Genomic DNA, 22,185 nt, shown 5'->3' on the forward strand with positions numbered 1-22,185 from the left:
TTTCAAACGTCATAAAACATCTCAGACAAACGCCAAAATAAATAATCCTCCACGTGGCTGTCACAAATTCAACTTAGATCGAGACCCAACAGCTTTGCACTTGCCACCGCTTGAGTTCTTCGTTCGACACCCAACTTTCCGTGTATACGCCTGGCATGAGTCTTTACGGTATGTAGCGAAATAAACAGTTCATCTGCAATCTGTTGATTGGAATAGCCTTTGGCAATCAGTCGTAAAACTTCAAGTTCTCGCTGGCTCAGCACGCCGTAGTTGCTTAATGTCTGCGTGGCTGCATCTTCAGCGATCTTGTTATTCAGTGCCTGCACCAGGTTCGGCTGGCGCAATTCCAGTTCACGCAACGCCTGGTGCAGGCCGTGATGAGCGACCCATTCAAGGCCCAGCTGCAAATAGTGTTGTGCGCCGGCCTGATCGCACTGCAGAAAGGCAACTTCGGCCAACGCCAGGAGCAAGTCAGTTTCGAGGGCGACCATTCTGCACTGCTTCGCGTCCGCCAATAACTGCTGAAGGCGGATGATCGGATTATTGGCGATGCGCAGACCTGTTTGCGCCAGGATCAGCAGGTATTCAACCCGTGGAATCAACTCGATGGTCGCCGGCGGTGCCTGCAATGCACCGGCCCCTTGATAGTGACGCAGCAGACGCGCCATCGCCTCGTTGGCCAGTTCGGCACGCCCTTGCTGAAGCCACAACAGACTGCTGATCTGCAACAACACCCCACGATAGACAGTCTCCGGAATCTGCCGCTGCTGCATCAGCCGCTGTGCATCGCGCAACCAGACAAATGCACCTTCAAAATCCGCCTGATTGGCCGCCAGTTGTGCCTGCCCCAGATAGCCATACAAGACCCGCTTGTCATGGTTACGCTTGCAATCGTCGAGGCCGGACTGAAAAAAAACGGCCGCCAGGGCATCCTGCCCCTGACTGAGGGCCAGACGCCCCCGACGCAGTGCAATCCTGCCCAATAGCGGCGTCGGTCGATCCGATCGTCTGCCGAGCAGAGCGTGCACTCCGGCCAACAGACATTCGGCCCGCGCCGCCGCGCCACGCTGCTCCAGTATTTGTGCATGATCGAGTTCAAGCAGCGCCTCGAAAACCAGCGAGTTTTGCGCCCGCGCCAGACACAGCGCCTGCCGATTGTGGGCGTAGGCCACATCCAGTTCCCCTCTCAAGAGCGCCTGTTGCGTCACCCCCGACAAACACATCACCCGCGCCATCCAGTGGTCGTCGTCGAGCGAATCCAGCGCCTCGGAAAAATGACTCTGAGCGCAAGTCATCTGCCCTTCCAGATGCAGCAGCCAGCCATTCAAGGTTTGCCAGCGCGCAATCAGTTGTCGTTCCAGCGCCGCCGAAGGTTGCGGCATGAACCTCGCCAGGTGCGCGATGCACTGCGTGGCCTGTTCGAACCGGCCGGCAAACAACAGCGCTGCGCTGATCAGCCCGACCAACTGCGGTGATCCCAAGGTCAATCCTTCGCCCTGAGATTCATGCAGGCGCAACAACAGCACCACAGTTTGCTCTTCAAAAAGATGCTCGAAGTTGAAATGCTGCAACAGGCTCACTGCCGTTTCGAATTCCTCGGCAAGCAACGCCTGCTCGAAAGCCGAACGCCAATCCCCGGTAGCGGCGAACCATTGGCAGGCCCGACGATGCCATGAACGGGACGCGGGCCAATGTTCATCGCGCATCACCTGCGCCAAAGGCGCGAAGATCTGTAGCCACTGCGACGATTCATTCCATGGCTCGATAAAGCAACCCAGCGTTTGCAGCGTTCGCAGGTAATCAGCCCCCTCACCGGCACCGAACAAGTGCTCACACAGTTCAGCGTTGAAACGCGGCAGATTCGCCAGTACCCGCCAGACTTCCGCCAGCTCCGGCGTCAAACCGCTGAACAGTTCGTGCTGCAGATAATCAAGCAAGGTTTCCACACGTTGCTGCGGTTGGGTGCTTTGCGACCAGTCGCATTTTTGCAGCAACGTCATTCGCACTCCGGCGCACCAGCCACCGGTGCGATGAACAATCCGTCCAGCCACATTGGCGGCCTGCTCGGCTGACAAATGTTTCAGTGCCTGGGCGATCTCGTCCTGGGTCAGCGCCAGCGTCGGGCTTTCGCATTCATACAATTCGTCGTCCAGCAGCAACCGCGGCCAGTTGCATTGCGGACGCCGGCGAGTGCCGATCCACCAGGTTAATGCCGGGCTGCTGATTGTCAGCAAACGGTCGAGCAAGGCATCAAGCGACGGATCCGGCAGACGGCAGTAATCGTCAATGAATAGCCAGGTCGGTGTCGCCCAGTGAGCCAATGCCGCGATCAAGCCTGACTCGTCTGTTTCGGCCAGTCCCAGCACCTGCGTCAGTCGCCGGCACAATTCGCCGGTACCGAGTTGCGCCCCGGCCAGCGGCAACCACAACACCGCATGGGCAGTGGGTGCCTGAAGCAGGCATTCGGTAAGCAGCGCGCTTTTGCCACTGCCGGCGGGCGCACAAATGAGCCTGACCCGCGCCATCGACTCAAGCAGTGGTTCGCTCAATCGCAAGCGTGGCTGGTGATGGGAAGACAGTCTGGGCAGGAAACCGGGGCGATCCAGACACGGCGTCATGGCGGTCATCGGGTGAGCCTTCTTATTGTTTTGCAGCCACCCTAGCCCTCTGCTGTCAGCTTGTTGATAAATATTCAGCGCGCTGATTGGCAGCCATAAAAAAGGCGACCGCGCGGTCGCCTTTTGTACAGCCGTTGTATCCCAAACGTTACCGCACACCCGCTGCGCGCAGGGCCGATGGCGTGTAGTCGGCAGCCTTGGCTTCGAAGCCGAATTCGAAACTGTGCTTTTCTTCGTTCTTCATCCCCAAGGCAATGTACCGGCCGGCAATGATGTCGTAGAGCGCTTCCAGGGTGTAGGCCTGTGCCTGGTGATCGTAGTAGTACTGAGCGTGCCCTTCGGCGACGCGCCACAGTTGGCCGCGACCGTCGTAGTGATCGACCAGCGCTACCTGCCAACTGTCCTCATCGATGTACATGTGACGCTTGGCGTAAATGTGCCGCTCGTTCGGTTTGACCGTACCGATCACCTCCCACACGCGATGCAGTTCATAGCGGGTCAGATCCTGATTGATGTGGCCTGCCTTGACGATGTCGTCGTACTTGAGTTTCGGCGAATCGAGTTTGTAGCTGTTGTACGGAATGTACATTTCCTTCTTGCCGACCAGTTTCCAGTCATAACGATCCGGAGCGCCGGAGAACATGTCGAAGTTGTCGGAGGTGCGCAGACCGTCCGCGGCGGTGCCCGGGCCGTCATAGGCCACTTGCGGCGCGCGGCGTACCCGGCGCTGGCCGGCGTTATAGACCCACGCCAGACGCGGTTCCTTCACCTGATCGAGCGTCTCGTGAACCAGCAGCACGTTGCCGGCCAGACGTGCCGGCGCGGTGACTGACTGCTTGAAAAAGGTCAGGACGTTGGCGGCTTTTTCCGGGTCGAGATCTTTCATCAGTTGCGGCACGGCGATCTCTTCTTCGAAGCGGATCGGCGTGTAGCTGCCGTTGGTTTGTGGTGTGACCTGAGTGATGATCCGACGCAGATTCCCGCCGTGGTAACGGGTGATGTGGTTCCACAACACTTCAACGCCGTTCTTCGGAATCGGGAAGGCGTAGTAGCGGTTGCCGGTGAAATTGGCCAGGCCGTTGCCGTCATTGATCGTGGTCACGTTCAGCGCACTGCGTTTGGCTGACTCATAGATCTCAGGCGGCACGGCGACGGTGCGGTGGGTCGGGTAAACCGGGATCTTGTAGGTTTGCGGGTAGCGTTTGAACATCGCCACCTGACCGTCGGAGAGTTTGTCCTTGTACTGGTCGACATTGGCGGCGGTGATGGTGAACAACGGTTTTTCATTGGCGAACGGGTCGGCCAGGAACCCTTTGCTGTCGACCGCCCCGGCGTTTTTCGGGATGCCACCGGTCCATGCCGGAATCGAGCCATCGGCGTTACCGGCCTTCTCGGCGCCCAGCGGCGTGAGGCTGGTGCCAAGCTTGTTGGCTTCTTGCGGTGACACTGCCGCCATCACGTTGGCCGTCAGCAGGCTCAGGGCCAGGACACCACATTGCAGAATCATTTTGCGCATTGCATTCATCCTTCTCGGGCAGATCAGAAGTTCACGCCGAAGCTCAGGGCGACGAAGTCACGGTCTTCGAGGACGTTGTAATCGCCACCAAAGAAGTCGGTGTAACTGAGGCTCGCGGTGTAGGTGTTGCGGTAGTCGGCATCGACGCCGACGCTGATCGCTTTGGCGCCTTCGTTGAACAGGCCATTGGGGCCGTAACCGGCGACGTCATGCGACCACGACAGGTTCGGCTTGAGGTTGACCCCGCCAATCACGTTGGCGTAGTCGAGAATCGCCCGGGCGCGGTAGCCCCACGAAGTCGACGTGACGAAGCCATCGGTGTCGCCGCCGAAACCGTATTGGCCGTAGACCGAGTCGCGGCCGTAACGCAGCTTGCTGCGCGACTCCAGACCGCCGACCCGCACCACCGCCGCTTCACCGACGACGGTCAGGCGCTGGGCACCTAATACCTGATCAAAGAAGTGCGTGAGGGTGCTTTGGATCTGGGTGATTTCCTTGCGGCGATACCCCTTGTTGTCAGCACCGGGCGAAGTCGACAGTGGCGAAGCAGCGCCCCCGGCAATCGGGTTGAGCAACGCCAAGGTCAGGTCGTTGGTGTTGACCTGCACCGGAGCGTTTGGCCGGTAGCTGATCTCGCCGGTCCACGCGGTGCCGGTGGGCAGTGTGGTAGAGAAACTGGCGCCGTACAGACGAATGTCTTCCGGGTATTGGAGGTAATACTGACCGCGTCCCAGCATCACGCTTTGCGCCAGTCCCGAGCCGCTGCCGGGGGCCAGACCATTGGCGATGCCGACCATGCCCGGCAACGCGGCAAGCGTCGAACGCCCGGCCGTGGTGGTGCCCACCGTCGGTGTGCGGCTGTGGTAGTTCATGAAATAGAGGCCGTATTCGGTGTCGTCGCCGAGCCAGCGCAACGCCGTGCCCCACTGCCCGGAATCCCTTGCATCGCGATCGCCGCCCCGGGGCACCACGACGCCTTCGCGAGTCACCTCAATGCCCTGACCGAAGGCCTTGGTCAACGGCACAAACGGCGCAATCGCGGGGCTGCCGACGGTATACCCGTTGTTGCAACCGTCCGCCGCCACATCGACGCCGAAGAACGTACCGCAGTTGTCGAGAACGGTCTGGTCCCATTCCAGTTGGTAGAAACCTTCGACAGAGAGCTTGTCCGTCAGGCTTTGCGAGCCGAACAGCATGTTCACCGGGATCAGACCTTCCTTGATCTCGGCGCCAGGACGACGGAACGCCGACACGTCGATCGGGTTGATGCTGTTGATCGAGTTGCCGATAAAGGTACTTTCGCCCCAGCTCACCACTTGCTTGCCGGCACGCACGGTGCCCGGCAAGTCAGCGATGGAGTAGTTGTGATAGACGAACGCATCGAGAATCTGCGCGCCGGAAGACTTGGCGCCCTCCTTGCGCCCCTTGTCGCTGATCTGTTTGAACTCGCGGTCTTCATCCTTGAGTTCGAAGTCGTACCAGTATTTGCCACGCACAAACACCCCGGTGTCGCCGTACTTCAGTTCGAGGTCGTGAATGCCTTTGAAGATTTTCGAAAAGGTTTCGCCCTTCTTGAAGTTCAGGCGTCCGTCATCACCCGTCGAAGATTGCCCGGTACCACCGTTGACCGTGCCGACCAGCGACTTGTCAGCATCGCGCATGCCCCAGCTCGCACCGACCGACAGTGACGAGTCGAAGGTGCCCTCGATTTCCCCGATGTTGAACGAAACCGCGTGCGCCTGGGCACAGCAGCCCATAGCCACCGCGGCTGCCAGCGCCTGCGGTGTGAAGATGGCGCGCATTGTTCTTGTTTTCATGCGTCTTCCCCGGTGAGTGACAGAAGGCCCCACCCTACTGCCGGTTGACCGGGTCGATAAGCGCACCAAGGAGGTATTCGCGTTGTCGCTCGAAAGGATGAATACCCTTGCGGGTTAAGGCTTGGCGTCGTCCATGTGTCGGCTGGATGAAGGATCATCAGTGCCGCGCATGGTGCCGTTGGTGCGGGATGACTGTTACATGCCCCGTAACAGTTCATGTCCGCAATCGCTATTTTTCCTACAGACTCAAATCCGTATTCTGAGCGGGCTTTCACGGGACACGCCGCAAAGCACTCGGCCTTGGCGCCTTAACCACTCAAGCCATTGCTGACAGATTTCAGATCAGCCGAAGGTCTTCGGTTGATCGCCCCGGTGTTCACTGACGTTGATTTGTAGCTCCTTGATCCAACGTCTTACCTTGGCCGCTGCGTTTGCAGCGGCCTTTTTTATGGGTGACGGGTTTTAGCGGGGAGATGGCAGGGATGACGCAGCCCTGCCGATTGTTGCGCAGGGTTCAGAGCGAATATTTCTGCAAATTCGCCATCATTTCCTTCAGCGCCTCAATGTTGTCCTTGGGGTGCGCCGCGCCTTCAAAATCGCAAATCTGCTGCCAGTGCGCCGCGACATCGTCCGGCGAAAATCCAACACGCGGATCAAACCCGGCCCCCAAACTGCGCTCCCACCGCACCTTGCCCATCCAGCCACCACCGACCTCAAACAGCCCGGAAGTCTCCTGGCACTGTTCACTGGCCAGATACACCACCAACGGACTGACCAGTTCCGGCTTCAGTTGCTCGAATACTTGCGGCGGGATCAGGCCTTCGGTCATGCGCGTGCCGCCAGTCGGGGCGATGGCGTTGACCAGAATGTTGTTCTTGCGGCCCTCGATGGCAAGGGTGCGTGTCAAGCCGTACAGGCCAAGTTTGGCCATGCCGTAGTTGGACTGGCCGAAGTTGCCATAGATGCCTGAAGTCGACGCGGTGAAAATCACTCGACCGTAGTTTTGTTCACGCAGGTGCGGCCACGCGGCGCGGGTGACTTTGTAGGCGCCTTCGACATGGACGCGGTAAACCAGATCCCAGTCGGCATCGTCCATTTTGTGGAAGGTCTTGTCGCGCAGGATCCCGGCGTTGTTGACCACCACGTCGACGCGGCCAAAGACGTCGAGGGCGTTCTGCACCAGTTTGTCGCCGTCAGTGACCGAGTCGTGGTTGGCTTCGGCGATGCCGCCGGCCTCACGAATTTCCGCCACCACGCGGTCGGCGGCGCTAGCATTGGCGCCTTCGCCCTGGGTCGAGCCACCGAGGTCATTGACCAGCACTTTGGCGCCCTGTTTGGCGAACAGCAGTGCATGCGCCCGTCCAAGACCGCCACCGGCTCCGGTGACGATTACGACTTTATCTTCGAAACGCACAGACTCATTCATCAGGGCAACTCCAGCAGGCCAAAGGACAGAGAGCCCGAGTGTCAGGCACGGGGCTTTGGGTCACAACGAACACGGCTGAGGCTGAATGGTGCGCGATAAGGTGAGGGGATGATGCCAAGCAAGATCAATAGATCGCTGGCGGCGATCCATTGATCTTTCAGGAGCACGCCACTTTGCGCGGCGGCAGCACCAAACGGTCGCGGAACGCCAGGTAATGCGTGAGCACCTGCACCGGCGCTTCGGTCTGCGGATAGTGACCAATACCCGGCAACAGCACGGTGTCCGCGTCTGCAATCAACTCCCGGTACCGCTCGACCATGTGCGCACCGGAGATCGGATCGACTTCGCCATCGATCACCCGCAACGGGATTTCGCCACGCTGCATGGCCGCCACCCAACGGTCGCGCTGCACGCGACGCTCGGGGATGTAGCCAATCAGCTTGTGCATGATGCGCGGGCCTTGATGGGTGTCGATCAGACTCCAGAAATCATCCAGTTCGCTCTCGCTTGGCCGGGTCTGCGGGCCGAAAATCTGTCCGAAACTTTTCACCAGCGCGTCTCGGGTGAAAGCGCGACCGATCATCCAGCCTAAAGGGCTGAGCAGCAGTTTTTGCATCAACACCGGGCGGTGGGTTTCCGGGAACAGTCCACCGTTGAGGAACACGCAACTGGCGACCTTGATGTGCGCCTCGTAATGCCGGGCGAGCAGTTCCTGCGCGACGCTGTCGCCATAGTCATGAGCGAGGAGGTGTACCGGCTGCTCGACCTGCAGATGCGCGAGCAACGCCTGTTGCAGATCGGCTTGTTCCAGCAGGCTATAGCGGTGATTGACCGGTTTGGCCGAGTCGCCGAAACCGAGCATGTCACAGGCGATCACGCGATACCGTTGAGCCAGTGGCTGCCACAGGTAATGCCAATCCCAACTGGCGGTCGGGAAACCATGGATCAGCAGCAGCGGCTCACCCTGCCCCGCCGTCCAGTAACGGATCGACTGACCACCAAAAACAAAGGTCTGGCTGCGCTTGCGCCAGACACACAACGGAATCTCGGCAAGAGGCATCAGAGTTGATATCCAGGGTTCTGTTTATCGAGTTTGCGCAGCAATGCCGGCCACGCCAGCGCGCCGCCCATGCCTTGAGCACTTTTGGTGACGCCGGCGATCATCGCTTTGGCGCCCGCCAGAACCTGCGGTTCGATGGCAATGAGTTCAGCGCCGCCGGTCTGCGCCATCACCTGAATGTCGCAGGCACGCTGGAAGGTGAACATCATCAGAAAAGTGTCAGCGATAGTGCCACCACAGGTCAGCAGACCGTGGTTGTGCAGCATGAGGAAATGGTTATCGCCGAGGTCGGCCTGCAAGCGCGCCTTCTCCTCGTGATTGAGGGCCACGCCTTCATAGGCGTGATAAGCGAGGCTGGACAGGACAAACAGCGATTGCTGACTGATTGGCAGCACACCCTGCTTTTGCGCCGACACCGCAACCCCCGAGGCCGTGTGCGTATGCAGCACGCAAACCACATCGTGTCGAACTTCGTGCACGGCGCTGTGGATGGTGTAACCGGCGGGGTTGATTTCGTAAGGACTGTCCATGAGTTTGTTGCCGGCCTGATCGACTTTCACCAGGCTTGATGCGGTGATCTCGTGGAACATCAGGCCAAACGGATTGATCAGGAAATCTTCGGTGCCCGGCACCTTGGCCGAAATGTGCGTGAAGATCAGATCATCCCAGCCATGCAGCGCGACCAGACGATAGCAGGCGGCGAGATCGACTCGGGTCTGCCATTCCGCAGCGCTGACCTGATCTTTGACATTTAGGGACGATTGGACGGGGGCTACGCTCACTGTATGCACCTCTGCGTTCTTATTGTTCTGCACGTGTGAGCAGTCTAGTCAGGCGCAGGCCATCGCGTAGTTGCATTGGCAGCCAGCTTGATGACTGAACGAGTCAGCCCGGCAAACAGCTTGGATCCGTGTCAAAGCAACGACGCCAACAAAGGGGCCGCGAACAGATTGAGCAACCCGGTGAGGACCATCACCAGCCCCGCCACCGAGCCCTCCTCACCGCCCACTTCATGGGCGCGGCTGACACCGGCGCCATGGGCACCGACACCGAACAGGGCGCCACGGGCCAAGGCACTGCGCACTGGCAACCACTTCAAAAGAACGCCGCCGAGCATCGCGCCAAACACCCCGGTAAACATCACGAACACCGCCGTCAATTCCGGTACGCCGCCGAGATCATGAGCCAGCGGCATGGCGAATGGCGTGGTGATCGAGCGCGGCACCAGCGACATCGTCACCGAACTGTCCAGTGCCAGGGCCTTGGCCAGTCCGAACGAGGTGGCGATTGATGCCGTGCTGCCGGCAACCATGCCGAGCATCAATGCAGGCCAGTGCCGCATCAACAGATGCCGCTGCTGCCAGATCGGCACGGCGAAGGCGACTGTCACCGGGCCGAGCACCCGCATCAACCAATGGGTGTTGCTGGAATACTCGGCGTAAGCGGTGTGCAGCGGCACGGCCAGCGCCAACAACAGCGTTGGCACCAGAATCAGCGGCGACAGCAGGTAACGGCCGGTGCGCCGATAAATCCAGCGGCTGAACAGGTACGCCAGCAGGGTGAATGCGAGCCAGAACACTGGCATCAGTTCAAGCTTCATGGGACCGCCTCAGGCGCACGGCCCATTCAACGGTGAACGCCGTCACCAGCATGACCATCAACGTGCTGGCGGCGATCACCAACAGAATCCGCCAACCGTCATTGCGCAGCAGCGCACCATAATCAAGCAGGCTCATCAGCGCCGGGATGAAGAACAGCAGCATCTCCGCCATCAGCAGCCCCGCGCCTAACTGCAATGACTTCGGTTTGACCCAGCCAAAGGCGAACGCCAGCAGCAACAGCGCCATGCCGATCACGCCACCGGGAATCGGCCACGCCAGCCAAGCGGCGAGTTGGCAGCCAAGCAAGTAGAGACCGAGTAACACGGCCAGTTCGGCACTAAGACGGGAGAGATACTTTAAGGGTGCGGCGTTCATGGTTTTGCTCCTGACAGGGGCTTATTTTACGAACCGAGCCCCCATCCCAGAAGCGAATTGTTAGACTCGAAGCCATTCCAAAAAGGAATCAGGCCATGGAATTCAAACAACTGCGCAGTTTTGTCGAAGTCATGCATCAGGGTGGCTTTACCCAGGCCGCGAAAACCCTGCACATCAGCCAATCAGCCGTGAGCAAACAAGTCGCACAACTCGAACTAAGCCTGGGCACCCCGTTGCTCGAACGGCTGGGTTCGCAGTTGCGCCTGACCGCCGCCGGCAGCGTGGTGTTGCAACGAGCCGAAGGCATGCTGCGCTTGCGCAATGAATTGCTCAGCGAACTCGACGACCTCAGCCATCTGGCCCGCGGCGAATTGCGCCTGGGCCTGCCGCTGTTGGGCAGTGACACGTTATTCGCCGGGCTGTTTGCCGAATACCGTCGGCGCTATCCGAATATCAAGATCCAATTGCTTGAAGGCGGTAGCCGCCATATTGAGCAAGCCGTGTTGAGCGCAGAACTGGAATTGGGCGGCAGTTTGTTGCCCAAGGATGCGCAGTTCGACTATCAGCCGTTCTGCGATGAGAAGCTCGATGCTCTGTTGCCGATGGATCATCCGTTGGCTGAGCGAGGCGAAATCGGTCTGGAAGAGTTGGCCGATACGCCGTTTCTGCTGTATCAACGCAGTTTTGTGCTCAATGATCGCTTGCTCCAGGCGTGCCAGCAGATGGGCTTCACACCGAAGGAAGGCGGGCGCAGTGGTCAGGCGGATTTTCTGGTGTCACTGGTGGCCGCCGGGCAAGGCGTGGTGTTGCTGCCCAGCGTGGTCGCGCGTGGGCTGGTGCGGCCAGGCGTCGTGCGCCTGACCCTGAAAGCACCGGACTCTCTTCGCTGGGATATCGTTTTCATCTGGCGTCAGGGCGCCTATCTGTCGAAAGCTGCGCAAGCCTGGTTGTCTCTGCTGCGCGAGCGGCCGGTCAGCCCTTGAGCGCGCCGATGAAATCAGCCAGCCAAGGCTCGGCGTCAGTTTCCGGTGTCACGCTTTCGCTGGCGTCGATGCGCAGCATGTCCTGCACTTCGCGCACGCCCAGTTCGCCGAACAGTTCGCGCATCTGCTCGCCGCCGCCGCAGAAGGTGTCGCCGTAACTGGCGTCGCCCAGCGCAATCACCGCCCCCGGCAAACCGCGCCAGGCAGCGGGTAGTAGATCACGAAGGGTCGAATACAAAGGCTGCAGGTTGTCCGGCAACTCGCCCATGCCGGTGGTCGAGGTCACCGCCAGCAGCGCTTCAGGGCCAAAAGACTGAATGTCCGTCAAGCTGGCGCGCGAGTTGTAGAAGGTTTCAAAGCCGGCGGCTTTCAGCAGATTCTGGGCGTGGCGGGCGACTTCTTCGGCGGTGCCGTAGACCGAACCGGAGAGGATGGCGACTTTCATCAATCTGATCCTGGAGCTGAAAAAAAGAGCGTCGATATTAACAGCCTGAACGGCGAAGTTGCGATTAACTCCCAATAAGCGCTAATGACCTATAGACAGCCTCCGCCGATCTTCTAGAATGCCCGCCACTGACACCTCTGAAAGGATTCAAAGATGATCAACGCCAGCCTGCTGCAAATGGTGATCAACGCATCGAACGATGGAATTGTGGTCGCGGAAAAGGAAGGCGATCAGGACAACATCCTGATTTACGTCAACCCGGCCTTCGAGCGCTTGACCGGTTACGCCAGCGAGGAAATCCTCTATCAAGACTGTCGCTTTCTGCAATCCGGAGACAGGGATCAGGAAAACCTGACACTGATTCGCGAAGCGCTGCGCAATAGCGGATCTTGCCGGGAAATCCTGCGCAACTATCGCAAGGACGGCACACCGTTCTGGAATGAACTGTCGCTTTCAACGGTGAAAAACGCCGATGACGGACAAACCTATTTCGTCGGTGTTCAAAAAGATGTGACGGTTCAGGTCAAGGCCCAGCAACGCGTTGCGCAATTGGAAGCCCAGGTCGCCGCACTCAAAGCCGAACTGGCTGAACTGAAAGCGACAAACGGTTAAAACAAAACAGCGAACCAATTGTCATTAACTACAATCACCAAAGACTTTGTAACTATTCCTTTCGAGTCCGCCATGCAACGCGACGCCCTCCTCACTCAGGATGAGCTGGATTTCATCCAGACCATGCAACACAACCCGCAATTGAATGTGCGGGATGCGACGTCGAGCCTGCTGGTGAATGGTGGTTCGCAGATCCGTGACTTGCTCACGCGTCTGGCCGCTCACGAACAGGTCACCATCCAGGCCAACTTCGAAAATCAGCAGATGACCTTCCCGCTGCATTTGGTGGAGGACGAGTTTCACGCGCTGCATCTGCGCCTCGGCGTACCGAGCATTTACGAAGACGGCCCGATGGTTCGCCCATGGCGACTGGCTCTTGAAGAACCGGTGGCACTGGAGAACGCCAGAGGCCAGCCGGGCCCGCTGTGGGTACACGAGATCTCGCACAAAGGCGTATTGCTGGAAGTGCGCAACAAAACCAAACCGCCCAAGCATTTCGCTCTGTGGTTCAGCCCATCGGGTTATGAGCGGATTTCATTGCGTGGCCATTTCGAACGAGAAACCGAGCAAGGTTTCTTCGCCTACGAACTGAGCCAGACCGATGCCGATGAAACCGAACGTCTGCGCCAGTTCATCCTGCAACAACATCGCCTGACACACCCGGCCCTGCACACCTGAGCCTTTAAAACCTGACCTTCAGGTATCCAGCGTGCCCGCCATAAACTGCTTCAGACGCTGACGCATCGTCGCCCCTTCATTACCAATGCAACCGATTGAAGTTCCGGCCAGGCTCTCCTGCGCCAGATCGGAGGCATCCCCCGCCAGCAACACCTGACAATCAAGGCTCAACGCCAGCCGGCTCAAGCGCCGTGGAAGGTCGGCACTCGGCGCGTGGTTGGAAAACAATACCAGTACCTCAGGCCGGGTCCTTTCGCAGACCAGGGTGAGTTCATCGAACGGCTGGCCGGTGGTCAGCACGCGGACCCCTGCGCCACTACCACTCAGGAACAGTGCCGTCACCAGCGGTTCCAGCTCTCGGCATTGTCCGGCCAAGGCACTGACAATCACCCTGCGCGGTTTCGAGCCGCGCAGCATGACGATCCGCTGCAATACCCGAGCTCTGAGAAATCCATCGAAGAACAGCCATTCGCTGGTTTGCCCGAAAGCATCTTGTCGCTGCAGCAGTTGCAGCCACAAGGGCATCAGAATGTCCTGGAACACGACGGGCAACGCATAAGAAGAAAAGATCTGACCGTAGACCAGATCCAGTTGCTGATCATCGAACGAACTGATCGCATCCTGCAGTTGCACCTGCCATTGCAGATAATCGGCCTGCACCCGATCGTCGGGGATGATGTGCGCCAGCACTTTCAACGGCTCGGTCTTGGCCAGAATCTTGCCGACTTTGCTGACGGACACACCACGATCGATCCAGTCGAGAATGCTGCGAACGCGCTCGATATCGGCCATCGAATACAAGCGATGCCCACTTTCGGTGCGTGTAGGTTGAATCAAACCATAGCGCCGCTCCCATGCACGCAACGTGACCGGGTTAACGCCGGTCAATCGTGCGACTTCACGTATGGGGAACAGATCTTCACATCCCAGCGCAATGGATGCCTGCGAAGCAGGGCTTTTGTCCGTGATGACAGACATAAGACAATCAACTTCCTTGTTGGCGAATTGGATCCCATTCTAACCTTGATGGGGCATTAAGATTCAAGCGATGAACAGCGACCAAAGTCGCTGGTTAAATCGGTAAAATCCGGAATATTCCTTGCATACTGTAAAACGCTGGCCACTACCCCCGGCCCTGCGTCAGGCGAAACTCCTACCCGGAGCGGCGCACTCGAAATACGGAGATATACAATGTCTACTTCCCCCGTCACGCTGATGGTTGCGCGTCGCGTCGCCGATGGACGCTATCAGGATCTGATCGCCTGGCTGCGCGAAGGTGAACAACTGGCCACCGACTTCCCCGGTTATCTCGGCTCCGGTGTGCTCGCTCCACCGCCCGGCGATAACGAGTTTCAAATCATTTTCCGGTTTGCCGATGAGCACACACTGCATGCGTGGGAGCATTCGGCCTCGCGTACTGCCTGGCTGGATCGTGGCAGCGACCTGTTTGCGCACCCGAAGGAGCATCGCGTCAGCGGCATTGAGGGCTGGTTCGGCGCCGATGCGATCGGCCAGCGCCCGCCACGCTGGAAACAGGCTGTCGCGATCTGGCTGGCGTTCTTCCCGGTATCGCTGCTGTTCAACTTTGTCCTCGGTCCGCTGCTCAGTGAAATGAGCCTGCTGCCGCGGATGCTGATCAGCACGGCATGCCTGACGCCGCTGATGGTTTATTTCTTTATTCCATTGTCGACCCGATTACTGGCAAATTGGTTGAACCGCACGCCAGCGCGCCCCTTGCCGGTTACCCCTTGCGCCCAAAATCGCTGATCCCTCTGGGGGAGCGGGCTTGCTCGAACCCACCTGAAGTCGGTTCTGCAATAGGTGGGTCGCTCGTGTCGCTGTTATAGTTTTTACTTCAACCGCGACGCGAGCCGTACATGACCACAACCTCCGCCCCGATCCTCATCACCGGCGCCGGCCAGCGTGTCGCCCTGCATTGCGCGCAGCGTTTGCTTGCAGACGGCCACGCTGTGATCTTCAGTTACCGCAGCGAACGTCCTGGCGTGCAAGTGCTGCGTGATCTGGGCGCCACCGGCGTGTTTGCGGACTTTTCCAGCGAAGCCGGCATACTCGCCTTCATCGCCGAACTGAAAACCCACACCGACAGCCTGCGGGCAATCGTACACAACGCCTCCGAATGGCTGGCCGAAACCCCGGACAACGAAGCTGAAGCGCTCACACGCATGTTCAACGTGCACATGCTCGCGCCCTATCTGATCAACCTGCATTGCGCCGACCTGCTCACGCAATCGACGCCTGCGGACATCATCCACATCAGCGATGATGTCACCCGCAAGGGCAGCAGCAAGCACATCGGTTACTGCGCCACAAAGGCCGGGCTCGACAGCCTGACCTTGTCGTTCGCCGCTCGCTATGCGCCAGCGATCAAGGTCAACGGCATCGCCCCTGCCCTGCTATTGTTCAATCCCGATGACGACGCGGCGTACCGCGCCAAAGCGCTGGCCAAATCCGCGCTGGGTATCGAACCCGGCAGTGAAGTGATCTATCAGAGCCTGCGCTACCTGCTCGACAACCCGTATGTCACCGGCACGACCCTGACCGTCAACGGCGGACGGCACGTCAAATAATACCGCCCGCGAGGATGTTGCATGACCCGCTCCCTGCCCGAGCATTACCGCGACATACTGATCGGTCTTGGTGAAGATCCCGACCGCGAAGGACTGCGAGACACGCCGCTACGCGCAGCCAAGGCGCTGCAATACCTGTGTCACGGCTACGAGCAGAGCGTCGATGAGATCGTCAATGGCGCGCTGTTTGCCTCGGACAGCGACGAGATGATCATCGTCGCCGACATCGAGCTGTACTCATTGTGCGAACATCACCTCCTGCCCTTCATCGGCAAGGCCCATGTGGCTTATATTCCGACGGGCAAGGTGCTGGGGTTGTCGAAGATCGGGCGACTGGTGGACATGTTCGCCCGGCGCCTGCAAATTCAGGAAAACCTCACCCGACAGGTTGCCGATGCGGTGCAACAAGTCACCGATGCCGCCGGCGTCGCCGTGGTCATTGAGGCCAGACACATGTGCATGATGATGCGCGGTGTCGAGAAACAGAATTCGACCATGAACACCTCGGTCATGCTCGGCGCCTTTCGTGAGTCGAGCAACACCCGCCAGGAGTTCCTGCAATTGATTGGACGGAGCAAGTAAATGGCACAACTTCAACCGGGAATGGCGCGCATCCGGGTCAAGGATCTGCGCTTGCGCACCTTTATCGGGATCAACGAGGACGAAATCCTCAACAAGCAGGATGTGCTGATCAACCTCACTATCCTGTACGCGGCGCAGGAAGCGGTGCGCGACAACGACATCGATCATGCGCTGAACTACCGCACCATCACCAAGGCGATCATCGCCCACGTCGAGGGCAACCGCTTCGCGCTGCTCGAGCGTCTGACCCAGGAATTGCTGGATCTGGTGATGACCAACGGCTCGGTGCTGTATGCCGAAGTCGAAGTCGACAAGCCGCATGCATTGCGCTTTGCCGAGTCGGTGTCAATAACGCTCGCGGCCAGCCGCTGAGCTTCAAGCTTAGCGCTGCAAGCGATAAGCTACGGCACCCCACCATTGAAATCTTGCAGCTCGCAGCTCGCCGCTCGAAGCTGTCTCGCAGAGACTTTTATGACTGAGCAACAACGCCTCGAACTCGAAGCCGCCGCCTTCCGCCGGCTGGTCGCCCACCTGGACAGCCGCAAGGACGTGCAGAACATCGACCTGATGAATCTTGCCGGGTTCTGCCGCAACTGCCTGTCGAAGTGGTACAAGGCCGAAGCCGACGAGCGCCAGATCGAGGTCAGCCTCGATGACGCCCGCGAAGTGGTTTACGGCATGCCGTACGCCGAATGGAAAGCTCAATTTCAGCAAGAGGCCAACGCCGAACAACAAGCGGCGTTCGCCAAAGGAAAACCTCATGAGTGATCTGAACACCCTGCGCACCAGCCTCAAGAGCGGCGAGCACCTTTTTGCCGACACCTTGGCCTTCATCGCCGCCGGTTACGACTACCAGCCTCAGGCGTTCAACAACGGTGGCGTAGAAAACGCCGCCGGGCAGAACGAAGGCTCATGCAAGACCCTGGGTCTGGCAATGCTGGAAGGCTTTAGCGATGAAGAAGCACTGCTGGCATTCGGCGAACATTACCGCTCAGTGGTGGCCACGCCTGAGGGCAGTGATCACGGCAATATTCGTGCGCTGATCAAAAATGGTCTGGCCGGTGTGAAGTTCGAAAAACAGCCGCTGAGCCGCCGCTGATCCTGCGTTGCCACCCCGGTCCCCTTATGGGAGCGGGCTTGCTCGCGAAATCGGTGTGCCAGTCACCCAAAATATCGCCTGAAACGACGCCTTCGCGAGCAAGCCCACTCCCACCTTTGGACTGTGGCGCCTGTGAGTAACGGGCACAAAAAAACCGGCCGAAGCCGGTTTTTTTTGTGCCCGCGATCTTAGAACGAAGCGTTCTGCAGACCGTCCAGGTAACGCTCGGTGTCCAGTGCCGCCATGCAGCCGGCGCCGGCCGAGGTGATGGCTTGACGGTAAACGTGGTCAGCCACGTCACCAGCGGCAAAGACACCTTCGACGCTAGTTGCGGTGGCGTTGCCATCACGGCCGCCCTGCACTACCAGATAACCGTCTTTGAGGGTCAACTGGCCTTCGAACAGCGAAGTGTTCGGCGTGTGGCCGATGGCGATAAACACGCCGTCGACTTTGATCTCGTCGAAGCTGCCATCGTTGTTCTTCAGACGCGCACCGGTCACGCCCATGTTGTCGCCCAGCACTTCGTCGAGGTTGGCGTTCAACTTGAGGATGATCTTGCCTTCGGCCACACGGGCGTTGAGCTTGTCGATCAGGATCTTCTCGGCGCGGAAGGTTTCGCGACGGTGGATCAGGGTCACAGTGCTGGCGATGTTGGCCAGGTACAGCGCCTCTTCAACAGCGGTGTTGCCGCCGCCAACCACTGCAACAGGCTTGTTGCGGTAGAAGAAACCGTCGCAGGTCGCGCAGGCCGAAACGCCTTTGCCCATGAACGCTTCTTCCGACGGCAGGCCCAGGTAACGAGCGCTGGCGCCGGTGGCGATGATCAGGGCGTCGCAAGTGTAGGTCGCACTGTCGCCGGTCAGGCTGTAGGGCTTGGAAGCGAAATCAACGGCGTTGATGTGGTCGAACACGACCTCGGTTTCAAAACGCTCGGCGTGCTCGCGCATCCGCTCCATCAACACAGGACCGGTCAGGCCGTGGACGTCGCCCGGCCAGTTGTCGACTTCGGTGGTGGTGGTCAGTTGACCGCCGGCCTGCATGCCGGTGATCAGCAGTGGCTTGAGGTTGGCACGGGCCGCGTATACCGCAGCGCTGTAACCGGCAGGGCCGGAACCGAGAATAATCACTCGCGAATGACGGACTTCAGACATGACCTGCTCCTGTAGACCGGGCCGAAAAGCTGGCACGGATCGCCGGACTGCCGGCGGGAATAAAAAAGGACCGTGGAAACCTTGGGGAAGGCTTGAGCTCGACAGTCCTGTAAAAAGTTGGGTGCAGCGTATCGAGGGGGGCAAGATTAAGGAAATACGGTTTAACAATCCAGCTCATAGGTGGTCTCTATGCCGACCCACTGACGAGATGGACGTCTTTGTTACAGTGAATGTCGATCGCTCTGCCGCGCTTTCGCACATCTTGCAAAGTCGGTAAGGTCGGCGCGTTTTCCCTTGCTCGGAGCCCCTTATGCCCGCCCCTGTTCTGTCCGGCCCGCAATACCTGCGCGAAGGCCTCAAACTGGTTCTCAGCCCGGGCCTGCGCCTGTTCGTGTTGTTGCCGCTGGCAATCAACCTGGTGCTGTTCGTCGGATTGATCTATCTGGCCGGCCATCAGTTCAGCCTATGGGTCGATACGCTGATGCCGTCACTGCCCCAGTGGCTGAGTTTCCTCAGTTACATTCTGTGGCCACTGTTCGTGGTGTTGGTGGCTTTGATGGTGTTCTTCACCTTCACCATGCTGGCCAATATCATCGCCGCGCCCTTCAACGGCTTCCTCGCGGAAAAAGTCGAAGTGGTCGTGCGCGGTAGCGATGACTTCCCGGCGTTCAGCTGGGGCGAATTGATCGCGATGATCCCGCGCACCCTCGCCCGGGAAATGCGCAAGCTCGGCTACTTCCTGCCGCGGGCCATTGGTCTGTTCATCCTCTCGTTCATCCCGGTGGTGAACATCGTCGCCGCCCCGCTGTGGTTGCTGTTCGGCGTGTGGATGATGGCTATCCAGTACATCGACTACCCGGCGGATAACCACAAACTGGGCTGGAACGAGATGCTCGCCTGGCTGCGGCAGAAACGCTGGCAGAGCATGAGTTTTGGCGGGATTGTTTATCTGGTGTTGCTGATCCCGGTGGTGAATGTCCTGATGATGCCGGCCGCTGTGGCCGGGGCGACACTGTTCTGGGTGCGTGAGCGTGGTGCCGAGAACCTTGTAACCCAACGCTGACCCCGTCACAAATCCATCATCCGACCGTCACAAGCGCGACATGGCCTCAGCCGACACTGAGGTCATGACGACAGCTCTACACATCACACTGATCAGCGAAACCTTCCCACCGGAAATCAACGGGGTGGCCAATACCCTTGGTCGCTTGTGCGATGGATTGCGCGCGCGCGGCCATCAAGTTGACTTGGTGCGGCCGCGTCAGGGCGGTGATCCGCAGCGCAGTGACGACGATGCAGTGTTGTTGTGTCGTGGCTGGCCGTTGCCGGGTTATCCGGGGCTGCAATGGGGCCAGTCGTCGATGCACAAACTGCTGCGGCGCTGGAAGCACCAGCGTCCTGACGTGCTGTACATCGCCACTGAAGGCCCGCTCGGGTTGTCGGCGTTGCGTGCAGCGCGGCGCCTGGGGATCTCGGTGGTCAGCGGTTTCCACACCAATTTCCAGCAATACACCAGCCAGTACGGCCTCGGTCTGCTGACCCGGATGCTGACGCATTACCTGCGCTGGTTTCACAATCGTTCGGCGCTGACGCTGGTGCCCAGTGTCAGCCAGCGACTGGAGCTGGAGCGCCGGCATTTCGAGCGATTGGCGTTGTTGTCCAGAGGCGTGGACAGCCAGTTGTTCCACCCAACCAAACGCATGAACGCTTTGCGTGAGCAATGGGGGCTGGGTGAGCGCGACATTGCTGTGATTCATGTAGGAAGACTCGCGCCAGAAAAAAACCTCGGTTTGCTCAAACGCTGCTTTGAAAAGCTGCGCAGCACTTATCCACAGCGCAATCTGAAGCTGATCGTGGTCGGCGACGGGCCGCAACGTATGGCCCTGGAAAAAGATCTGCCCGAGGCGATTTTCTGTGGGGCGCAGCGCGGTGAAGCGTTGGCGGCGCACTATGCGTCCGGTGATGTGTTCCTGTTTCCGAGCCTTACGGAAACCTTTGGCAATGTGGTGCTCGAAGCGCTGGCTTCAGGGCTTGGCGTGGTGGCTTACGATCAGGCAGCGGCGGCGCAGCATATTCGCCATGGCTATAACGGCGTACTGGCGATGCCGGGCGATGAAGAGGCGTTCTGTGATGCGGCGGCGTGGTTGCTGGAGGTGCATGAGACATTGCGTTGCGTGCGCCTGAATGCGCGGCAACATGCAAGTCGCCAGGGATGGGCGGCGGTGATCGAACAGTTTGAAAGCCATTTGCGTGGGGCATGTGTCGGGGAGCAGGTGGTGCCGAATGCGCAGACATTGCCTTGATTACCGCTGGCTTTGAGCCGTCTTCGCGCGCAAGCCCGCTCCCACATTGGAATGCATTTCAATTGTGGGAGCGGGCTTGCTCGCGAAGGGGCCTATGAAGGCGCCCGTTAAACCAGCGTCATCAACGCCTCACGGCTGAACGGCAGAATGTCCTGCTCACGTCCTTCGCGCACTTTCTGCGCCCAGTCCGGATCCACCAGCAGCGCACGGCCTACTGCCACCAGATCAAATTCCTCTTTATTCAAACGCTCCAACAGGTTCTCCAGACTGGCCGGTTGGGCGACCTTGTCGGTGTTGACCATGAACTGCAGGAATTCGCCATCGAGCCCGACGCTGCCGACAGTGATGGTCGGTTTACCCGTTAGCTTACGCGTCCAGCCTGCCAGGTTGAGCTCGGACCCGTCGAACTCCGGTTCCCAGAAACGCCGGGTCGAGCAGTGGAAAATATCCACGCCTGCCTCGGACAATGGCTTGAGAAACTCGCCCAACGCTTGCGGGGTTTGCACCAGACGTGCGGTGTAATCCTGCTGCTTCCACTGCGAGAAACGGAAGATGATCGGGAAACCTTCGCCGACCGCCGCGCGTACTGCCTGAATAAGTTCGATAGCGAAACGCGAACGGTTGGCCAGGCTGCCACCGTATTCGTCGGTGCGCTGGTTACTGCCTTCCCAAAAGAACTGGTCGACCAGATAGCCGTGGGCGCCGTGGATTTCCACGCCATCCATGCCGATGCTTTGTGCATCTTTGGCCGCCTGAGCGAAAGCGGCGATCACGTCCTGAATGTCTTGTTTGCTCATGCCGTGAACCACGACCTGACCGTCCTTGAGTTTTTCCGACGGACCGTAACCCGGCACGCTGGCGTCCGGCTCGGTGCCGATACGACGTACGCTGCCGACGTGCCACAGTTGCGGAACAATCTTGCCGCCTTCAGCGTGGACGGCGTCGACGACTTTTTTCCAGCCGGCCAACGCGGCCTCACCGTAAAAGTGCGGCACGTTCGGATAGCCGTTCGAGGCCTTGTGGCCGACGGTGGTGCCTTCGGTGATGATCAGGCCGACACCAGCGGCTGCGCGACGGCGGTAATACTCGATGACTTTAGAGTTCGGTACGCCGCCCGGAGAAAACGAACGGGTCATTGGCGCCATGACCACGCGGGTCGGCAGTTCGAGGGCACCGAGGTGGAACGGTTTGAACAGGGCTTGAACGGGCATCACAAGGCTCCACGAAAACATTATCGACAGGGCATAACCCATATGATGGCGATAATATGAATAGTGACGCCAGCGCGGAAGCACTATTGATCTGAATGATTAAGGGTCAAAAGGCAGGCA

General features: G+C 59.2%; 23 protein-coding genes. 11 read left to right on the plus strand and 12 right to left on the minus strand.

What is annotated here, in order from left to right:
- Positions 1-68 precede the first annotated feature (68 nt).
- The 8 genes from K5E40_RS05450 to K5E40_RS05485 all read right to left on the minus strand — a co-directional run bounded on the left by K5E40_RS05450 (position 69) and on the right by K5E40_RS05485 (position 10,413).
- The gene (locus tag K5E40_RS05450) at positions 69-2,627 is read right to left on the minus strand and encodes a LuxR C-terminal-related transcriptional regulator (protein ID WP_221729995.1); all 2,559 of its coding nucleotides are present in this window, start codon (positions 2,625-2,627) and stop codon (positions 69-71) included.
- A gap of 139 nt (positions 2,628-2,766) precedes the next feature.
- A complete protein-coding gene (locus K5E40_RS05455; RefSeq protein WP_221729996.1) occupies positions 2,767-4,134 on the minus strand; it encodes a DUF1329 domain-containing protein in 1,368 nt (455 codons plus the stop codon).
- Positions 4,135-4,157: 23 nt separating this feature from the next.
- Positions 4,158-5,951, minus strand: coding sequence for a DUF1302 domain-containing protein (locus K5E40_RS05460; protein WP_221729997.1), 1,794 nt, complete (start codon positions 5,949-5,951; stop codon positions 4,158-4,160).
- A gap of 514 nt (positions 5,952-6,465) precedes the next feature.
- Positions 6,466-7,377, minus strand: coding sequence for an SDR family oxidoreductase (locus K5E40_RS05465; RefSeq protein ID WP_221729998.1), 912 nt, complete (start codon positions 7,375-7,377; stop codon positions 6,466-6,468).
- A gap of 157 nt (positions 7,378-7,534) precedes the next feature.
- Positions 7,535-8,437 (minus strand): alpha/beta fold hydrolase, encoded by a 903-nt coding sequence (locus K5E40_RS05470; protein WP_221729999.1) that lies wholly within the window; start codon positions 8,435-8,437, stop codon positions 7,535-7,537.
- Positions 8,437-9,219 carry a class II aldolase/adducin family protein gene (locus tag K5E40_RS05475; protein ID WP_221730000.1) on the minus strand — a complete coding sequence of 261 codons (783 nt, stop codon included), beginning with the start codon at positions 9,217-9,219 and terminating at the stop codon, positions 8,437-8,439. Before K5E40_RS05475 ends, K5E40_RS05470 begins: the two co-directional genes overlap by 1 nt.
- A gap of 131 nt (positions 9,220-9,350) precedes the next feature.
- Entirely contained in the window at positions 9,351-10,037 is a 687-nt protein-coding gene (locus tag K5E40_RS05480; protein ID WP_221730001.1) for an LrgB family protein, read from the minus strand.
- Positions 10,027-10,413 carry a CidA/LrgA family protein gene (locus tag K5E40_RS05485; protein WP_221730002.1) on the minus strand — a complete coding sequence of 129 codons (387 nt, stop codon included), beginning with the start codon at positions 10,411-10,413 and terminating at the stop codon, positions 10,027-10,029. The genes K5E40_RS05480 and K5E40_RS05485 overlap by 11 nt, the downstream gene beginning before the upstream one ends.
- 95 nt (positions 10,414-10,508) lie before the next feature.
- Between K5E40_RS05485 and K5E40_RS05490 the strand changes: the two genes are divergently transcribed.
- Positions 10,509-11,396, plus strand: coding sequence for a LysR family transcriptional regulator (locus K5E40_RS05490; protein ID WP_221730003.1), 888 nt, complete (start codon positions 10,509-10,511; stop codon positions 11,394-11,396).
- Here K5E40_RS05490 and K5E40_RS05495 read toward each other — a convergent pair.
- On the minus strand, positions 11,386-11,841 hold the full coding sequence (locus K5E40_RS05495) for a flavodoxin (RefSeq protein WP_221730004.1): 456 nt from the start codon (positions 11,839-11,841) through the stop codon (positions 11,386-11,388). The two genes, K5E40_RS05490 and K5E40_RS05495, sit on opposite strands and share 11 nt — an antisense overlap.
- A 153-nt stretch (positions 11,842-11,994) precedes the next feature.
- Here K5E40_RS05495 and K5E40_RS05500 point away from each other — a divergent pair, with 153 nt between their 5' ends.
- Together K5E40_RS05500 and K5E40_RS05505 are read left to right on the plus strand one after the other, a co-directional pair.
- Complete coding sequence (locus tag K5E40_RS05500; RefSeq protein WP_221730005.1) at positions 11,995-12,453, plus strand: PAS domain-containing protein; 459 nt, start codon at positions 11,995-11,997, stop codon at positions 12,451-12,453.
- A 72-nt stretch (positions 12,454-12,525) separates the two neighbouring features.
- Positions 12,526-13,131 (plus strand): hypothetical protein, encoded by a 606-nt coding sequence (locus tag K5E40_RS05505; protein WP_221730006.1) that lies wholly within the window; start codon positions 12,526-12,528, stop codon positions 13,129-13,131.
- Positions 13,132-13,149: 18 nt separating this feature from the next.
- Here K5E40_RS05505 and K5E40_RS05510 read toward each other — a convergent pair whose 3' ends face one another.
- Entirely contained in the window at positions 13,150-14,109 is a 960-nt protein-coding gene (locus K5E40_RS05510) for a MerR family transcriptional regulator (protein WP_221730007.1), read from the minus strand.
- A 213-nt stretch (positions 14,110-14,322) separates the two neighbouring features.
- Between K5E40_RS05510 and K5E40_RS05515 the strand changes: the two genes are divergently transcribed.
- The 6 genes from K5E40_RS05515 to K5E40_RS05540 all read left to right on the plus strand — a co-directional run bounded on the left by K5E40_RS05515 (position 14,323) and on the right by K5E40_RS05540 (position 17,400).
- Positions 14,323-14,898, plus strand: a complete 576-nt coding sequence (locus tag K5E40_RS05515; RefSeq protein ID WP_221730008.1) for an antibiotic biosynthesis monooxygenase — start codon at positions 14,323-14,325, stop codon at positions 14,896-14,898.
- Between the two features lie 110 nt (positions 14,899-15,008).
- Positions 15,009-15,719, plus strand: a complete 711-nt coding sequence (folM, locus tag K5E40_RS05520) for a dihydromonapterin reductase (RefSeq protein ID WP_221730009.1) — start codon at positions 15,009-15,011, stop codon at positions 15,717-15,719.
- Between the two features lie 21 nt (positions 15,720-15,740).
- Positions 15,741-16,301 (plus strand): GTP cyclohydrolase I FolE, encoded by a 561-nt coding sequence (gene folE / locus K5E40_RS05525; RefSeq protein WP_221730010.1) that lies wholly within the window; start codon positions 15,741-15,743, stop codon positions 16,299-16,301.
- Entirely contained in the window at positions 16,302-16,673 is a 372-nt protein-coding gene (gene folX, locus K5E40_RS05530) for a dihydroneopterin triphosphate 2'-epimerase (RefSeq protein WP_221730011.1), read from the plus strand.
- A 99-nt stretch (positions 16,674-16,772) separates the two neighbouring features.
- The gene (locus K5E40_RS05535) at positions 16,773-17,069 is read left to right on the plus strand and encodes a DUF1244 domain-containing protein (RefSeq protein WP_038357554.1); all 297 of its coding nucleotides are present in this window, start codon (positions 16,773-16,775) and stop codon (positions 17,067-17,069) included.
- The gene (locus tag K5E40_RS05540) at positions 17,062-17,400 is read left to right on the plus strand and encodes a HopJ type III effector protein (RefSeq protein WP_221730012.1); all 339 of its coding nucleotides are present in this window, start codon (positions 17,062-17,064) and stop codon (positions 17,398-17,400) included. The genes K5E40_RS05535 and K5E40_RS05540 overlap by 8 nt, the downstream gene beginning before the upstream one ends.
- Before the next feature lie 188 nt (positions 17,401-17,588).
- Here the strand turns inward: K5E40_RS05540 and trxB are convergent, their stop codons facing one another.
- Positions 17,589-18,551 carry a thioredoxin-disulfide reductase gene (gene trxB, locus K5E40_RS05545; RefSeq protein WP_221730013.1) on the minus strand — a complete coding sequence of 321 codons (963 nt, stop codon included), beginning with the start codon at positions 18,549-18,551 and terminating at the stop codon, positions 17,589-17,591.
- A 310-nt stretch (positions 18,552-18,861) separates the two neighbouring features.
- On the opposite strand from trxB, the gene cysZ reads away from it, so the two are divergent.
- Both cysZ and K5E40_RS05555 read left to right on the plus strand, forming a co-directional pair.
- The gene (cysZ, locus tag K5E40_RS05550; protein WP_221730014.1) at positions 18,862-19,614 is read left to right on the plus strand and encodes a sulfate transporter CysZ; all 753 of its coding nucleotides are present in this window, start codon (positions 18,862-18,864) and stop codon (positions 19,612-19,614) included.
- Positions 19,615-19,654: 40 nt separating this feature from the next.
- Positions 19,655-20,854 (plus strand): glycosyltransferase family 1 protein, encoded by a 1,200-nt coding sequence (locus tag K5E40_RS05555; protein WP_221730015.1) that lies wholly within the window; start codon positions 19,655-19,657, stop codon positions 20,852-20,854.
- Positions 20,855-20,961: 107 nt separating this feature from the next.
- On the opposite strand, the gene K5E40_RS05560 is transcribed toward K5E40_RS05555, so the two are convergent.
- Positions 20,962-22,065, minus strand: a complete 1,104-nt coding sequence (locus K5E40_RS05560; RefSeq protein WP_221730016.1) for an NADH:flavin oxidoreductase — start codon at positions 22,063-22,065, stop codon at positions 20,962-20,964.
- Positions 22,066-22,185: the final 120 nt, after the last annotated feature.

This window comes from Pseudomonas baetica (assembly GCF_019733355.1).
Lineage (GTDB): Bacteria > Pseudomonadota > Gammaproteobacteria > Pseudomonadales > Pseudomonadaceae > Aquipseudomonas > Aquipseudomonas baetica_A.

What these genes read in the sequence shown, in the direction of transcription:
- K5E40_RS05555 (WP_221730015.1), top strand. Translation starts at nt 19,655, where the DNA reads ATGGCCTCAGCCGACACTGAGGTCATGACGACAGCTCTACACATCACA.
- K5E40_RS05480 (WP_221730001.1), bottom strand. Translation starts at nt 10,037, where the DNA reads ATGAAGCTTGAACTGATGCCAGTGTTCTGGCTCGCATTCACCCTGCTG.
- K5E40_RS05560 (WP_221730016.1), bottom strand. Translation starts at nt 22,065, where the DNA reads ATGCCCGTTCAAGCCCTGTTCAAACCGTTCCACCTCGGTGCCCTCGAA.
- K5E40_RS05470 (WP_221729999.1), bottom strand. Translation starts at nt 8,437, where the DNA reads ATGCCTCTTGCCGAGATTCCGTTGTGTGTCTGGCGCAAGCGCAGCCAG.
- K5E40_RS05495 (WP_221730004.1), bottom strand. Translation starts at nt 11,841, where the DNA reads ATGAAAGTCGCCATCCTCTCCGGTTCGGTCTACGGCACCGCCGAAGAA.
- K5E40_RS05535 (WP_038357554.1), top strand. Translation starts at nt 16,773, where the DNA reads ATGACTGAGCAACAACGCCTCGAACTCGAAGCCGCCGCCTTCCGCCGG.
- folM (WP_221730009.1), top strand. Translation starts at nt 15,009, where the DNA reads ATGACCACAACCTCCGCCCCGATCCTCATCACCGGCGCCGGCCAGCGT.
- K5E40_RS05485 (WP_221730002.1), bottom strand. Translation starts at nt 10,413, where the DNA reads ATGAACGCCGCACCCTTAAAGTATCTCTCCCGTCTTAGTGCCGAACTG.
- cysZ (WP_221730014.1), top strand. Translation starts at nt 18,862, where the DNA reads ATGCCCGCCCCTGTTCTGTCCGGCCCGCAATACCTGCGCGAAGGCCTC.
- K5E40_RS05500 (WP_221730005.1), top strand. Translation starts at nt 11,995, where the DNA reads ATGATCAACGCCAGCCTGCTGCAAATGGTGATCAACGCATCGAACGAT.
- folX (WP_221730011.1), top strand. Translation starts at nt 16,302, where the DNA reads ATGGCACAACTTCAACCGGGAATGGCGCGCATCCGGGTCAAGGATCTG.
- folE (WP_221730010.1), top strand. Translation starts at nt 15,741, where the DNA reads ATGACCCGCTCCCTGCCCGAGCATTACCGCGACATACTGATCGGTCTT.
- K5E40_RS05540 (WP_221730012.1), top strand. Translation starts at nt 17,062, where the DNA reads ATGAGTGATCTGAACACCCTGCGCACCAGCCTCAAGAGCGGCGAGCAC.
- K5E40_RS05505 (WP_221730006.1), top strand. Translation starts at nt 12,526, where the DNA reads ATGCAACGCGACGCCCTCCTCACTCAGGATGAGCTGGATTTCATCCAG.
- K5E40_RS05465 (WP_221729998.1), bottom strand. Translation starts at nt 7,377, where the DNA reads ATGAATGAGTCTGTGCGTTTCGAAGATAAAGTCGTAATCGTCACCGGA.
- K5E40_RS05455 (WP_221729996.1), bottom strand. Translation starts at nt 4,134, where the DNA reads ATGCGCAAAATGATTCTGCAATGTGGTGTCCTGGCCCTGAGCCTGCTG.
- K5E40_RS05515 (WP_221730008.1), top strand. Translation starts at nt 14,323, where the DNA reads ATGTCTACTTCCCCCGTCACGCTGATGGTTGCGCGTCGCGTCGCCGAT.
- trxB (WP_221730013.1), bottom strand. Translation starts at nt 18,551, where the DNA reads ATGTCTGAAGTCCGTCATTCGCGAGTGATTATTCTCGGTTCCGGCCCT.
- K5E40_RS05450 (WP_221729995.1), bottom strand. Translation starts at nt 2,627, where the DNA reads ATGACCGCCATGACGCCGTGTCTGGATCGCCCCGGTTTCCTGCCCAGA.
- K5E40_RS05510 (WP_221730007.1), bottom strand. Translation starts at nt 14,109, where the DNA reads ATGTCTGTCATCACGGACAAAAGCCCTGCTTCGCAGGCATCCATTGCG.
- K5E40_RS05460 (WP_221729997.1), bottom strand. Translation starts at nt 5,951, where the DNA reads ATGAAAACAAGAACAATGCGCGCCATCTTCACACCGCAGGCGCTGGCA.
- K5E40_RS05490 (WP_221730003.1), top strand. Translation starts at nt 10,509, where the DNA reads ATGGAATTCAAACAACTGCGCAGTTTTGTCGAAGTCATGCATCAGGGT.